This window comes from [Mycobacterium] manitobense, from assembly GCF_025821665.1.
GTDB lineage: Bacteria > Actinomycetota > Actinomycetes > Mycobacteriales > Mycobacteriaceae > Mycobacterium > Mycobacterium arseniciresistens.
On the sequence record NZ_JACKSJ010000117.1, the window covers coordinates 16,869 to 29,295 of the forward strand.

A 12,427-nucleotide genomic window follows, 5' to 3' on the forward strand; every position below is an offset into this window, starting at 1 on the left:
ATACTCAGGTGACCGGATACCGGACGCCTCCCCCGTCGTCATAGGAGAACAATGTCAGATCCGGTGTTGGTGACCGGTGGTTTTGGGCTGGTGGGATCGCAGACGGTTCGGCGCCTCGCGGCGCTGGGCCGACGGGTGGTGGCCACCGACCTCGGGACAGAGGGCAATCGCAAGGCGGCAGCCGCGCTGCCCGATGGCGCCGAGGCCCGCTGGGCCGACCTCACCGACCCGGCCGAGGTCGACAGGCTGCTGACCGAGGTGGCGCCGGCGGCGATCATCCATCTCGCCGCGGTCATTCCGCCGCCGATCTATCGCAACCCGAAGATCGCCCGCAAGGTCAACGTCGACGCCACCGCCACACTGGTCCGTGCGGCGGAGAAGCTGGCCTCCCCACCCCGCTTCGTGCAGGCGTCGAGCAACGCCGTCTACGGTTCGCGGAATCCGCACCGGTACACCGAGCCGGTGCGCGCCGAGGATCCGCCGCACCCGACCGACCTGTACGGCGGCCACAAGCTCGAGGCCGAGGAGCTGGTGCGGGCCTCGACGCTGCCGTGGGTGGTGCTGCGCCTCGGCGGCGTGTTGAGCACCGACCCGAAGGCCATGCCGTTCACCACCGACGCGCTGTTCTTCGAGAGCGCGCTGCCGACCGACAACCGGATGCACAGTGTCGACGTGCGGGACGTGGCCTGGGCGTTCGCCGCCGCCACCACCGCCGACGTGGTGGGCGAGATCCTGTTGATCGCCGGCGACGACTCCCACAAGGTCCGCTACGGCGACGTGGGTCGCGCGCTCGCCGGCGCCCGCGGCATGGCCGGTGCGCTGCCACCGGGACGCCCTGGCGATCCGGACAAGGACGAGGCGTGGTTCGTCACCGACTGGATGGACACCACGCGGGCCCAGGAAGCGCTGCAATTCCAGCACCACACGTGGCCGGACATGCTCGCCGAGATGCGCAGCCAGGCCGGCTGGACGCGTTACGTGCTGCCGGTGCTCGCGCCGCTGGCGCGGGTGTACATCAAGCGCCACTCCGCCGCTCGCGTCGTGCCCGGCCGCTATTCCGACCCGTGGGCGGCGATCCGGCAGAAACTCGGCGAGCCCGGGCTCGACCGCCCCTAGGGCTCGCCGGAACCCGTGGTTGCCGGTCCGCGAGTGCTGAGTCAGGCGGCTGCCGGTGGTGGCTGCGGTTGAAACGGCTCGTACCACCACCAGTCGGCCCGTTCGCCGGTGGGCCCGGGACAGGGTGGGACATCGGGTGGTGGTGTGGTCGGCGGGCGGGCCAGTGATGTCGAACTCAGTTGCTCCCCTTCGCCATCGGTGACGATGAGGTGCTGCGCGGGTCCGGTGATGGTGATGCCGCCCCGATGGTGCATCCGGTGGTGATACGGGCAGACCAGAACCAGGTTGTCGAGTTCGGTGAGGCCGCCGTCCTCCCAGTGCCGAATGTGGTGGGCGTGCAGACCCCGGGTGGCCCCACACTCCGGGACCACGCAGCAGCGGTCCCGGTGCTCCAACGCCCGACGAAGCCGGCGGCTGATCTGTCGAGAGTCGCGCCCGGACCCGATGGGTTGCCCGTTCCGTTCGAGCCACACCTCGAAGGTGGCGTCGCACAGCAGGAATCGGCGGTCGCCATCAGTCAGCAGCGGGCCCAGATGCAACGACGCGACCCGGTCCTTGACATCCACGTGCGCCACCACCGTGGTGCGCTGCCCGTGCGGGCGGCGGGCTACCTCGGCATCCCAGCCGGCCTCGACGACGCTCATGAACGCATCGACAGTCGTGGGCATCGGCGGCGCCTGCTCCGATGCACCGTCGGCGTGGTCGCGTTTCCAGTCGACGACCATCCGGTCGAGATGGGCCGCCACCGCGGCGTCGAGCTTGGCCGCCTCCAGATGCGGCAGAAAGATCCGGTAGGTGGTGCCGTGTTCGTCGCAGTTCTTGGCGTATGACGGTGTGGGTTCGGGTTTCGGATCGGGTTCAGGTCGCGGTTCGAGCTTGATCGCGGTGCGCAACTGGTTCACCGTCGCGGCGGTGACCAACTGGGCGTAGTGCGCATCAGAGCCCGGCCCGGCCTTCTCGGCGATCACCCCGACCTGATCGAGTGACACCCGACCGTCGCGCAAGAGTTGGGTGCAGCGCGGCAATTCCTCCCACCGCTGCGCGACGGCGGTGACGATTTCAGCGTTGCGCGGTGACGACCCGGTCTTCCACGCCACCATCGCCGCCACCGACCGCGCGCCCGTCATGCCCCACAACCCGTCGCGGTCAATCTCGGCGACGATCTCCACCAACCGCCCGTCGATCGCATTGCGCTGACCGCACAGCTCCGCGATCTCGTCGAACAACACCGCCAGCCGGTCCTTCGGCCGCACCGAAGGAACGAAAGCTGTTGCGCTCGAGGACATGACCCCATCATCGCAGAGGGGTCCGACAAATCTGAGCCGCAGCGGATTCCGTGTAGCCCCGTTCCGCAGCTAAGCCGGCGGCCCCAGCGTCGCGGCACCGGACTGCGGATGGCGGTACCAGCCGCCCGCCGCATGGGTACCGCCGTCGACGTGGATGGTCTGACCGGTGATGTAGCTCGACATGTCGGACGCCAGGAACACCGCCGCCGAAGCCATCTCGTCGACGTGGCCGGGCCGGCCGAGCGGCACCGTGTGGTTCAGCTTGTCGGGCAGACCGCCGGGCGACATCGCCAGCAGGCCCTCGGTGACGGTGATATCGGGCGCCAGCGCGTTGATCCGGATGCCGTGCGGCGCCAGCTCGAAAGACGCGGTCTGGGTGTAGTTGATGACGCCCGCCTTCGCCGCCGCGTAGGCCGCGTAACCGGGAGCGGCACGCACCCCCTCGATCGAGGTGACGTTGATGACGCTGCCCGACAGCCCCGCCGCCGCCAGTTGCCGCGACACCCGCTGCGTGCACAGCAGAACGTGGCGCAGATTCGCTTTGTAGAGGGCGTCCCAGCCGTTTTCGCTGGTGTCGAGCAGCGGGGACGGGAACACGCCGCCGGCGTTGTTCACCAGGATCCGCACCGGGCCGAGTTCGTTGGCGGTGCGCTCGAGCGCCGCGTCGACCTGTGCGGCGTCGCGCACGTCGGTGACGATTCCCATCGCGCCGATCGAGTCCGCTGCGGCCGCACAGGTGCCGGGATCACGCTCCCAGATCGCGACGCGTGCGCCGAAAGCCGCCAGGCCTGCAGCGATTCCGCGGCCGATGCCCGCTCCCCCGCCGGTCACCACCGCCGTGCGGCCGGTGAGCAGGATCTGCGACGGGTCGATGGTCATGTCAGTGAGCTAACCAAACAGCTCAGCGGGTGACCTTGCGGGGCCGGTGCGACGGCGGTGCGTGTCCGATCACGTCGTCGGCCTCCAGCTCGGCGATCTCCGCCGCGGACAACCCGAGCTCGGTGAGCAGTTCAACGTTGTGCTGGCCCAGCAGCGGGGCGGGGTGGCGATGGAACCGCTGCGGCCCCGGCGACAGCCGGAACGGCAGCGCACTGTGCGGCGTCGGGTCGTTGACAGGGTGGCCGACGTCTTCGAAGAAGCCGCGTGCGGTCAACTGTGGCAGCTCGGTCTGCCGGTGCGGCTGCATCACCTTGGCCACCGGAACCCCTGCCGCCCATAGCGTTTCGATGACGTCGTCGGCGGTGCGCTGCGCCGTCCACTCCCCGAGCCGGTCGTCGACGAGGTCGTGGTGCGCCCGCCTGCCCGCGACGGTCGCCAGCTCCGGAGCCGTCGCCCAATCCGGACGGCCGAGTGCGTCGACCAGCGAGGCCCACTGCTCGTCGCTGGCGACGGCCACGGCCACCCAGCAGTCCTCTCGGCCGAACTCGTCGATCCCGCAGGTGCGGTACAGGTTCTGTGGTGCGGCGGTGGGGCCGCGGTTGCCCGCCCGCTGCAGCACCGCGCCGTAGGCCGAGTACTCGATGACCTGTTCGGCGGCCACGTTGAGGGCGGCGTCCACCATGGCGGCCTCCACCAGCACACCCTCGCCCGTGCGGCGACGGTGCTCGATGGCGAGCAGCAGACCGTTGAGCGCGTGGATCCCGGCATTCGGGTCGCCGACCGAGTACGGCTCGTTCGGGTTGCGATCGGCATAACCGGTGAGCCAGCTGATCCCGGCGGCGGCCTCGATGACGTAGGCGAATGCCGGGTTGTCACGCCACGGCCCGTCCAGCCCGAAGCCGGGCATCCGCACCATGATCGCGTCGGGCCGCAGCGACTGCACCTTCGCGAAGTCCAAGCCGATCTGGTCGAGCACCCGCGGGGTGAAGTTCTCGACGATCACGTCGCAGGTCGGGATCAGCCGGTCGAGCAGGGCACGGCCCCGCTCGGACTGCAGGTCGAGGGTCAGGCCCTTCTTGTTGGTGTTGAGCCCCGAGAAGATCGGCGAGCGCTCCCACCACTGCGGTTCGGTCGCCGGAATCCCGGCGATCAGTCGGGTGCCGTCCGGGTGGCGGGTGGACTCGACGTGGATCACCTCGGCGCCCAGCAGCGCGAGGATGTGCGTGCACGACGGCCCCGCCCAGAACGTCGTCATGTCCAGCACCCGCATCCCCTCGAACGGCAGCTGCGCCGGAACCGGGGGTACCTCCCGCTTGCGGGGGCCATTCCCGGTCGTCAGGCCGCGCTCTTGATCGCCGGGAATGCAGTTCCGGCGATGAGCCTCGGTGTGTTCGCCCAGACGGGGCGCGGGGCGGGGCGGGCTGAGCAGCGGCGGCGAGGTCCGGTACGGCGGGCCGGGCCGGTCGAAGCCGTCGCGCGGATCGGTGGTGAACGAGCCGCGCTCGCGGAAGTGGTCGAGTTCGGTGATGTTGGCGCCGTTGGCCACCGGTGCGTTGGGAATGCGGAATGCGGTGGCGAGGTCGCGGATGTCGTCGACGACCTGGCTACGCACCCAGGCGTACAGTTCCTCGGCCTTCTCGTTGGCCTGCTGGGTGATCGACAGGGACGAGTCCTCGTCGATCCACTCCTCGTGGCCGGTCATCGCGCACAGGTCGAACCACTGCTGCGCGGTGCCGCACCCGATGTCGACGAGCCCGTCGGCGGCCTGCGCGATGCCCGGGACGGTGAGGCGGCGGGCGTCGCGCCACGGCCTGCCGAGCATCTCGTGGAACGTCACCGGGTAGTAGGTCAGGCCGAGGATCTGCGTCTCCAGCATCGACAGGTCGATGAGGGCGCCGCCGCGGTGCTGCGCGGCGAGTGTGGCGGCGGCGGCGTACGCGCCGGCCAGGTATTCCCCGACCTGCCCGCCGACGTACACCGGCGCGCGGTCGGCGGCTCCCCGGCCGAGGCCGACGATCCCGCCCGACCAGGCCTGCAGGGTGAACTCGGTGGCCGCCCGATCGCGCCAGGGTCCGGTCAGGCCGAAGGGTGTGATCGCGGTGACGGTGAGCCGGGGATGACGCCCGTGCATGTCCGCCGGCGAGAACCGCGGGTGCTCAGCCACATCGGAGCCGCGCGACCAGACGACGGCGTCCGCCCCCGCCAGCAGCCCGTCGACGAAGTCGGCGTCTGACCCGTCCGTGGGATCGGCCACCACGCCGTGCTTGGAGCTCGCGAGGAAGGTGAACAGCGCGCCGTCGGCCCCGGCGGCGATGTCGGCGCCCGAGGCCGACCACCGCCGCAACGGGTCACCCTGCGGCGGTTCGACTTTGACGACCTCGGCGCCGCCGTCGGCCAGCAGCTTGGTGCAGTAGGCGCCGGCGATGCCGGTGGACAGGTCGATGACGCGGTAGCCGGCCAGCGGCGGCACGCTCACTCCTTCTTCGCGCGGTTCGACTTGCTCAGCCGGAAGTCGGGCGGGAACTTGCTGTCGTTGTCGTTCACCGCGCCGGCCAGGCCGCTGCCGATGGCCTCGTTCATGTCGAGGTCGTCGGCGTCGTCGTTGGCCACGCCGCTGCCCATCGACTCGAAGAACGCCGACAGCAGGCTGCCCATGTACTCCCCCTGGTGCTGCTTGAACACCTCGAAGAACAGCTTCTGCTGGAACACCGTGTCCACCGGCCGGTTACGCGCACACGCCCGGGCGTACTTGGCCGTCTCGGCCTCCAGGTCCTCCCGGGGGACGACCCGGTTGAGGAAGTTGCAGTCGTACATCTCCGCAGCGGTGAAGGGCCGGCCGGTGAACACCATCTCCTGGAATTTGCGCAACCCCATCATCTGGATCCAGGTCCACATCCGGGGTCCCCAGCCGTAATACCGGAACGACGGATGCCCGAACAGCGCGTCGTCGCTGGAGATCACCAGATCGGCGTCGGCGCACTGGTAGAAGTGCCAGCCGTAGCAGTACCCCTTGGCCTCGACGATGCTGATCTTCTTGAGCTCCTGCAGCGGCCGGTTGCCCGCCTGCACGTTGGCGTACCAGGCACTGATCGTCGCGCCGTTGCGGAAGGTGCCCTTCGGCGGATAGGTCACGTCGCCGACGCCCTCGTCCTCGAGGCGCAGCTCGGCCAGCCGCAGTTCGGGGTTGTCGTTGCCCTCCATGAACTCCGGGAGGTCGGCGCCGCTGCCCAGGTTGTCCCCGACGCCGCGGATCACCAGCACCTTGACGTCGTTGTCGACGGTGGCCGCGCGGCAGAGGTCGGCGTAACGCAACCGCGCCGCCGACGTCGGCGCGTTGAGGAACTCCGGCCGGTTGAAGGTGATCGTCGCGATCTTGGTCTTCGGGTCCTTCTCGTAGAGGATGATCTCCTCCGGCGAGGGCCGGTCAGCCATGCGTGACGCCGACCGTCGCACCGGTGTGGTTCGGACTGGTGGTCAGCACCTCCGGGCCGGAGTCGGTGACCAACACGGCATCCCGCTGGAACACCGCGCCCACGCCCGGCTCCCACACGTACGCCGTGACGGCCAGCACCGTCCCGGGGTCGAGCCGTTCGGCAGCAGAGGTGGCAGGCAGATCGGGCGAGACCACCGGAGGGTCGAAACCCAGCCCGAGGCCGTGAGCCACCGGAATGGGCGGCAGCGCCTCACCGGCAGCCTCGTATGCGTCGAGCAGAGCACTGGCGGGCGCACCGGGGTGGCACGCGTCGAGTAGCCGCTCCCACAGGTCATTCGAGCGGCGATACAACGTGTCGGCACCCTCGACCTCGCCCACGGGGTAGGTGCGCCCCACCTCGCCGACGTAGCCGTCTGCCAGTGCACCGGCGGCGAGCGCCACCAGATCACCCTCGGCGATCCGGCCGTCGCGGCGCCCGACCCGCCACGCATGCTCGCGCGAGGTGACCCACACCCCGTCCTGGGTGGCCGAGGTGCTGAACCCGCCGGCCGCCATCGCCTCCATGAGCACACCGTTCAGCGCCTGCTCGGTGATGCCGTCCGCGAGGCCGGACACCGCTGCGGCAAGCCCACGTTCGGCCACCGCGAGCGCTCGGCGCAGCACCACGAGCTCGTCGACGGTCTTTCCCCGCCGCGCCGCCTTCATCGCGATCTCCCCGTCCGCGAATTCGGCGTTGGGGAACGACAGGGGCAGCAGCTGCGCGAACGTCGGGGACATGGCGTCGGTGCCCACGCGGCTCGCGTCCGCCGCTCCGTCGATTCCCTTGAGCACCTCGATCAGCGTCATCGGATTCCACGCCAGGCCGTAGAGGTGGTCGTGGCCGATCTCCTCCGGTATGCCCTCGTCCCAGCTGCTGTTGAGGTGGATGTCTCCGGTGGCGCGGACCAGCACGCAGATCGGGGCGAACGGCCGGGTACCCGCGACCCAGAGCTGCGGGGCGCCGGTGACGTAGCGGACGTTGGCCTGCCGGCCGAGCACCAGGATGTCGAGGTCGTGAGCCGCCATCTGCGCCAGCACCCGCTGCCGTCGTCCGGTCCGCAGGGCCAGGTCGTCGGGAACGATCTCGTCACTCATTTTTGTAGGCCTATCCGTGTCTGCCCGTACGGCGCGTAGGGGTAGTTCGTGATCGATTGACACCCGTCCTCGGTGATCACCACGATCTCCTCACTGCGGTAGCCCCCGGTGCCGTCCTCCCAGATGACGGGTTCGAGCACCAGCAACATCCCCGCGGGGAAGACGAAGTTGTCGTCGAACTCCTGGCCGAGATCCGTTCCGATCATCGGCATTTCGGCGGCATTCGTGCCGATGCCGTGACCGAGGTAGAAATGCGGCAGCCAGGGTTTGCTGCCGCCGTTGGCCGCGATCGCCGCGCGGGCGAGGTCACCGGAGGTGGCGCCGGCCTTCGTCACCGCCAGCACGGCGTCGAGGATGTGGCGCCACTTGGCGAACTGGTCCTGCTGGCGGGGCGTGGGTTCTCGCCCCACGACCCAGGTGCGTCCCCAGTCCGAGCAGTACCCCTCGTAGGTGATGCTGATGTCGGTCCACAGCACGTCACCCTCGGCCAGTTCCTGCTGCGTCGGCAGCAGCGGCAACGCCAGATCGCCCGTGGTGGTCCACACCGCGCCGCTGTCCCGCGTCGTCGGCATCACCTGCCAGATGGCTTCGATCATGTTCGTGGTGGCGCCGAGCTCGAAGGCGCGGCGGACGAAGTGCGCGGACAGGTCCATCTGGCGCACACCGGGGGCGAGTGATGCCTGCACGTCGGCGACCGCCTCTTCGGTGATGCGGCAGGCCTTCCGGACGGCCGCGATCTGGTCGACGGTCTTGACCAGTTTGGCCGGGCCGATCACCTGCGCCGCGTCCGAGGGCGGGCCGGCAGGGAACAGGCGGTCCGCGGCGCGGCGCATCGCACCGGTGAGTTCGTCGACCGCGATGGAAGTCCCCGGTGGCGCGAGTGCGGCCAGCACCCGGCCGAAGTGCTCGACGCCCTCGTCGAATTCGAGGTACAGCGGCCCGTGCACGTGGTCGGTCGGCACCTCGGTGTCGAACGCGCTGCCCTCCTTGAAGGGCATGAACAGATGTGGGTGCTCATCGTCCGCCAGAACGACGGCCACCGGCCGCTCGACATGGGACAGACCCGCATCCAGTAGCGGCCAGCTGGCGCCGGTCGCGTAGACGACGTTGCCGTTGCCCAGCAGGACCAGCGCGCCGACGCCTTTGGCCTTCATGGACTCCCGCAGTCGCGCACCGCATTCGCGGTACATCCGCTCGCGGTCGGGCAGGTCGGGGATGTCGAGCTGGGAGAGCCCGCTCGACGTGGCGAAAGTGGCGGTCATCAGACTCCCAGGAAGTTCTTGATGTTGGAGCTGATGATCTTTGCGGCGTTCTCCGGCCCGACCGCATCGACCACGGTGGCCAGCGACTTCTCCGAATACCCGAACGTGCTCTCGTTGTGCGGGTAGTCCGACGACCACATCACGTTCTCGACGCCGATCCGGTCGATGAGCGCCAAGCCGAGCGGGTCCACCATGAACGACGCGCTCATGTGGTTGTCCCAGTAGTGGCGGACGCCGTGCTCGAGCTCATGGTTGAACATGTGCCGGTACGACGCCAGCATGTGCTCGGCATCCTGCAGTGCGGTGGGCACCCAGGCGATCCCGCCCTCGAACCAGCCGATCTTCAACGACGGGTGCCGGTCCAGGATGCCGGAGAACACGTACTTGGCGAACTGCTCGCGGAACGAGTCGACGTTGACCATCATGCCGACGACCACGCTGTTGTGCTGGCACGGCGTCTTCGGAGGGGTCTCGCCGATGTGGTGGCTGACCGGCAGTCCGGCCGCCTCGATCTCGTCCCAGACGGCGTCCATGGAGGTGCTGCCGTAGTCGTAGATGTTGCCATCGTCGTCCTTGCCGGGGTTGAGCGGCAGCAGGAACGTCTTGAGGCCCAACGCCTTCAGCTCTTCGAGCGTGCTGCGGGTGCCCTTGGGGTCCCACCAGTTGATCAGGCCGACGCCGTAGAAATGGCCGTTGCTGCGCTCCTGCAGATCGGCGATGTGCTCGTTGTAGATCCGGAAGACCCGCTCGCGCAACGACTTGTCGGGGTAGTGGAACAGCGCCAGCACGGCATTGGGGAACGCGAGTTCCTTGTCGATGCCGTCCTCTTTGAGCTCCCGGATGCGCGCCTCGATGTTGTTCGACGCCGCCCCGGCCAGGTCGTCGTACTGCATGAGGACGCGGCCGAAGTCGCCACCGGTCCAGGCCTTGCCCTTCATCCCGACCATGTAGGCGCCGTCTTCGTACCAGATGCGCGGCGCGGCGCCCTTGAGTTCCTCGGGGAAGCGTTCGTAGAAGATGTCGTCGGCCACCGAGATGTGGTTGTCGGCGGAGAAGATCTCGGTGCCGGCGGGAAGGCCGAGGTCTTGGGTGGCGTGGCCCTTGCGGAACTTGGGCGCACCCCAGCCCTCGGGCGGATAAAGGGTTGACTGTGAAGGGACGGTAGGCGTGGACATCGGTGTCTCCAATCGGGCTGGTGGTTTAGCGGCCGGTCACCAGGTGACGGGCAGTTCGTAGACGCCGTAGGCGAGCCGGTCGTGCTTGAACGGCACCTCCTCGAGCGGGATGGCCAACTTCAGCGTGGGGATGCGGCGCAGCAGGGTGTGGAAGACGATCTGCAGTTCGGCGCGCGCCAACTGCTGTCCGACGCACTGGTGGCGGCCGTAGCCGAAGCCCAGCTGTTGTCCGGGGCCGCGGGTGAAGTCCAGCTTCTCCGGCTCGGGGTAGGCGTTGGCGTCCCAGTTCGCCGGCGCCAGGTCGATGATGATGCCCTCGCCGGCGCGGATGGTCTCGCCGCCGATCTCGATGTCCTCGATGGCGACGCGGCGCTGTCCGTTCTGGATGATGGACAGGTATCGCATCAGTTCCTCGGCGGCGTTGGCGATGAACTTCGGGTCGTCCGAGTCACGCAGCAGCGCAGCCTGTTCGGAGTTCTCCAGCAACGCGAGCACGCCGATGCCGATCATGTTGGCAGTGGTCTCGTGTCCGGCGATGAGCAGGCCGGTGCCCAGCTGGGCGGCCTCCTTGACGCTGATCTCGCCTGCGGTCACCCGCTCGGCCAAATCCGACACCGCGTCCTCGGCCGGATTGGCCTGCTTCTCCTCGACGAGGTCGATGAGGTACTGATGCAGGCTCATCGCGCCCTTCTGCATCGCATCCGCGGCCGCGTAGCGGGCCAGCCCGGCGTTCGCGTGCTCCTGGAAGAACTCGTGGTCCTCATACGGCACGCCGAGCATGTCGCTGATCACCTTGGTGGGCACCGGCAGCGCGAGCTTGGCGACGATGTCGGCGGGCTGCGGGCCGGCCAGGATCGCGTCGATGCACTCGTCGGTGACCTGCTGGATGGTCGCGCGCAGCGCCTCGACCCGCTTGAAGGTGAACGGCTTGGACAGCATCCGGCGGAACCGGGTGTGCTCCTCGGCATCCGAGGTGAACACCGAGCGCGGCCGCTTGTTCACGGTGGAGAGCATGTGCTCGTTCCAGTGCGGGAAACCCTCGCGGCGGTCGTCGACGCTGACGCGGGCATCGGCGAACAGTTCCCGGGCGACGGCGTGACCGGTGATCAGCCACGGGGTGCTGCCGTTCCAGATCCGCACCCGCGACAGCGGTTTGGTCTCGTTCATCTGCAGCATCAGCGATGGCGGCGCGAACGGGCAGCGGGCGTCGCGTTCCATCGGGTAGTCGGGGATCTCGGCCGTGACGTCGGCCTCAGTTCCGGTCAGGGTGTCCGACATGGTGGGTGTTTCACTCCTCGATGTGGATGGCCAGCGCCGGGCAGGCTGCCGCCGCGTCGCGGGTCGGTCCGGCCAGGTCGGCCGGTGGGCTGTCGACGAGCAGGACGACGACGCCGTCCTCGTCTCGCTGGTCGAAGACGTCCGCGGCGTTCAGCACGCACTGGCCGGACGACACGCACCTGTCCTGGTCGACGGTGATCTTCATCAGGGTTCCTCGGAGACCGGCGCGAGCCACAACCCGACGATCGCGTCGATCAGACCCGACGCCGCCCCGGACCAGGACGCCCGCGGCACGGCGGTGCCCTGCGCCATTCCGCGTTCGCGGTCGGCGCAGCTGTGCATCAACAGGTTGCGCCCCATGACGTTTCGTTCCGCGCGGACGTCGGCGGGCAATTCCGGCAGGCAGGCGGCGATGCCGTTGATGACCTCGACGAGCGACGGCGACGACAGTGCGTCCCTGACGATCATGCTGTGGTAGGCCGGGTCGGTCATCACCTGCGCGGCGAACCGCGCGTACCAGGTCGGGTTGCCGAGCGCCTCGAGGTGGTCGGTGAGGGGGCGCACCAGGCAGCTGACCCAGTCACGCATATCCGGCGCGGGCCCGAGCTCGGCGACCATCTTCTCGCGCAGCCGCTCGATGGGTCCGCGGTGCTTCTCCTCGATCGCGCGTACCAGGTCGGCCTTGGTGCCGAAGTGGTAGCCGACGGCGGCGTTGTTCCCCTGTCCGGCGGCCTCGCTGACCTGCCGGTTCGACACCGCGAAGACCCCGTGTTCGGCGTAGAGCCGCTCGGCCGCCTTGAGGATCGCCTCCTGGGTTCCGCTGGCCCGGTCGGCGCGGGCAACTCTCGCAGTGGTCACCTTCAT

11 protein-coding genes are annotated in these 12,427 nt (G+C 69.0%); 1 reads left to right on the forward strand and 10 read right to left on the reverse strand.

The window, feature by feature from the left end; genetic code table 11:
* The first annotated feature begins 51 nt into the window (after window positions 1–51).
* The gene (locus H7I41_RS14400) at window positions 52–1,116 is read left to right on the forward strand and encodes an NAD-dependent epimerase/dehydratase family protein (RefSeq protein WP_264013276.1); all 1,065 of its coding nucleotides are present in this window, start codon (window positions 52–54) and stop codon (window positions 1,114–1,116) included.
* A gap of 41 nt (window positions 1,117–1,157) precedes the next feature.
* Here the strand turns inward: H7I41_RS14400 and H7I41_RS14405 are convergent, their stop codons facing one another.
* The 10 genes from H7I41_RS14405 to H7I41_RS14450 all read right to left on the reverse strand — a co-directional run bounded on the left by H7I41_RS14405 (window position 1,158) and on the right by H7I41_RS14450 (window position 12,427).
* Window positions 1,158–2,402, reverse strand: a complete 1,245-nt coding sequence (locus tag H7I41_RS14405) for an HNH endonuclease signature motif containing protein (RefSeq protein ID WP_264013277.1) — start codon at window positions 2,400–2,402, stop codon at window positions 1,158–1,160.
* Between the two features lie 69 nt (window positions 2,403–2,471).
* Complete coding sequence (locus tag H7I41_RS14410; protein WP_264013278.1) at window positions 2,472–3,281, reverse strand: SDR family NAD(P)-dependent oxidoreductase; 810 nt, start codon at window positions 3,279–3,281, stop codon at window positions 2,472–2,474.
* Between the two features lie 22 nt (window positions 3,282–3,303).
* Entirely contained in the window at window positions 3,304–5,751 is a 2,448-nt protein-coding gene (locus H7I41_RS14415) for a CaiB/BaiF CoA-transferase family protein (RefSeq protein WP_264013279.1), read from the reverse strand.
* 2 nt (window positions 5,752–5,753) lie between these two features.
* The gene (locus H7I41_RS14420; protein ID WP_264013280.1) at window positions 5,754–6,713 is read right to left on the reverse strand and encodes an enoyl-CoA hydratase/isomerase family protein; all 960 of its coding nucleotides are present in this window, start codon (window positions 6,711–6,713) and stop codon (window positions 5,754–5,756) included.
* Window positions 6,706–7,848 (reverse strand): M24 family metallopeptidase, encoded by a 1,143-nt coding sequence (locus tag H7I41_RS14425; protein WP_264013281.1) that lies wholly within the window; start codon window positions 7,846–7,848, stop codon window positions 6,706–6,708. The genes H7I41_RS14420 and H7I41_RS14425 overlap by 8 nt, the downstream gene beginning before the upstream one ends.
* Window positions 7,845–9,110 carry a M24 family metallopeptidase gene (locus H7I41_RS14430; RefSeq protein ID WP_264013282.1) on the reverse strand — a complete coding sequence of 422 codons (1,266 nt, stop codon included), beginning with the start codon at window positions 9,108–9,110 and terminating at the stop codon, window positions 7,845–7,847. The genes H7I41_RS14425 and H7I41_RS14430 overlap by 4 nt, the downstream gene beginning before the upstream one ends.
* The gene (locus tag H7I41_RS14435) at window positions 9,110–10,285 is read right to left on the reverse strand and encodes an amidohydrolase family protein (RefSeq protein WP_264013283.1); all 1,176 of its coding nucleotides are present in this window, start codon (window positions 10,283–10,285) and stop codon (window positions 9,110–9,112) included. The genes H7I41_RS14430 and H7I41_RS14435 overlap by 1 nt, the downstream gene beginning before the upstream one ends.
* Before the next feature lie 36 nt (window positions 10,286–10,321).
* Window positions 10,322–11,563, reverse strand: coding sequence for a cytochrome P450 (locus H7I41_RS14440; RefSeq protein ID WP_264013284.1), 1,242 nt, complete (start codon window positions 11,561–11,563; stop codon window positions 10,322–10,324).
* Between the two features lie 10 nt (window positions 11,564–11,573).
* Window positions 11,574–11,768 (reverse strand): ferredoxin, encoded by a 195-nt coding sequence (locus H7I41_RS14445; RefSeq protein WP_264013285.1) that lies wholly within the window; start codon window positions 11,766–11,768, stop codon window positions 11,574–11,576.
* A complete protein-coding gene (locus H7I41_RS14450; RefSeq protein ID WP_264013437.1) occupies window positions 11,768–12,427 on the reverse strand; it encodes a TetR/AcrR family transcriptional regulator in 660 nt (219 codons plus the stop codon). The genes H7I41_RS14445 and H7I41_RS14450 overlap by 1 nt, the downstream gene beginning before the upstream one ends.

Bases quoted from the DNA above. Each gene is read 5' to 3' on its own strand.
- H7I41_RS14400 (WP_264013276.1), top strand. From the start codon at position 52: ATGTCAGATCCGGTGTTGGTGACCGGTGGTTTTGGGCTGGTGGGATCG.
- H7I41_RS14405 (WP_264013277.1), bottom strand. From the start codon at position 2,402: ATGTCCTCGAGCGCAACAGCTTTCGTTCCTTCGGTGCGGCCGAAGGAC.
- H7I41_RS14410 (WP_264013278.1), bottom strand. From the start codon at position 3,281: ATGACCATCGACCCGTCGCAGATCCTGCTCACCGGCCGCACGGCGGTG.
- H7I41_RS14420 (WP_264013280.1), bottom strand. From the start codon at position 6,713: ATGGCTGACCGGCCCTCGCCGGAGGAGATCATCCTCTACGAGAAGGAC.
- H7I41_RS14425 (WP_264013281.1), bottom strand. From the start codon at position 7,848: ATGAGTGACGAGATCGTTCCCGACGACCTGGCCCTGCGGACCGGACGA.
- H7I41_RS14430 (WP_264013282.1), bottom strand. From the start codon at position 9,110: ATGACCGCCACTTTCGCCACGTCGAGCGGGCTCTCCCAGCTCGACATC.
- H7I41_RS14435 (WP_264013283.1), bottom strand. From the start codon at position 10,285: ATGTCCACGCCTACCGTCCCTTCACAGTCAACCCTTTATCCGCCCGAG.
- H7I41_RS14440 (WP_264013284.1), bottom strand. From the start codon at position 11,563: ATGTCGGACACCCTGACCGGAACTGAGGCCGACGTCACGGCCGAGATC.
- H7I41_RS14445 (WP_264013285.1), bottom strand. From the start codon at position 11,768: ATGAAGATCACCGTCGACCAGGACAGGTGCGTGTCGTCCGGCCAGTGC.
- H7I41_RS14450 (WP_264013437.1), bottom strand. From the start codon at position 12,427: ATGAAGGTGACCACTGCGAGAGTTGCCCGCGCCGACCGGGCCAGCGGA.